The organism is Streptomyces sp. DH12 (genome assembly GCF_020873895.1).
GTDB lineage: Bacteria > Actinomycetota > Actinomycetes > Streptomycetales > Streptomycetaceae > Streptomyces.
In genome coordinates this window covers 1-622 of sequence record NZ_JAHWGT010000429.1, presented here as the reverse complement: position 1 = coordinate 622, position 622 = coordinate 1, and the positions used below count along the sequence as shown (strand labels likewise).

Here is a 622-nt window from a genome sequence, read left to right as displayed (position 1 = left end):
GGTCAGCTCCGTGCCGCCGAGGGTGACGGTGCCGGAGGCGGGGCGGCACAGTCGGGACAGGACGTTGAAGCAGGTGGACTTGCCCGCGCCGTTGGGGCCGATGAGGGCGTGCACCGAACCCGGGGCGACGGTGAAGGACACCCCGTCGAGAGCGGTGAGCCCGGCGTAGCGCACGGTGACGTCGCGGACGGCGAGCTCGGGCGGGGCGGTGGTGGTGCGGTCGTTCACGCGGCCCCCTGGTCCTGCGCCGACTCGCCCAGGTACAGACGGCGTACGGCGTCGGTACGGGCGAGTTCCCCGGCGGGGCCGGACAGGCGGGTCTCGCCGACCTCGAGGACGTGCGCGTGGCTCGCGAGGGAAAGTGCCATACCGGCGTTCTGCTCGACCAGGAGCACGGCGGTGCCCTGTGCGTTGATCTCGCGGATCACCTCGGCGATGCGGTGCACCATCTGCGGGGCGAGCCCGAGGGAGGGCTCGTCGAGAAGCAGCAGGCGGGGCGCGGCCATCAGGGCGCGGCCGATGGCGAGCATCTGCTGCTCGCCGCCGGACAGCAGCCCGGCCGGCTGGTGGGTGCGTTCGGCGAGCCGCGGGAAGAGCGTGAAGACGCGGTCGCGTGCCTCCT

At 73.5% G+C, this 622-nt stretch carries 2 protein-coding genes; both read right to left on the bottom strand.

Annotation, left to right across the window (positions count from 1 at the left end; all coding sequences use genetic code 11):
* On the bottom strand, positions 1-228 hold a 228-nt coding region (locus LPA54_RS34990), incomplete at its 3' end, for an ATP-binding cassette domain-containing protein (RefSeq protein WP_228984638.1).
* A partial coding sequence (locus LPA54_RS34985; protein WP_228984637.1) for an ABC transporter ATP-binding protein occupies positions 225-622 on the bottom strand: 398 nt, incomplete at its 5' end. The genes LPA54_RS34990 and LPA54_RS34985, both read right to left, overlap by 4 nt.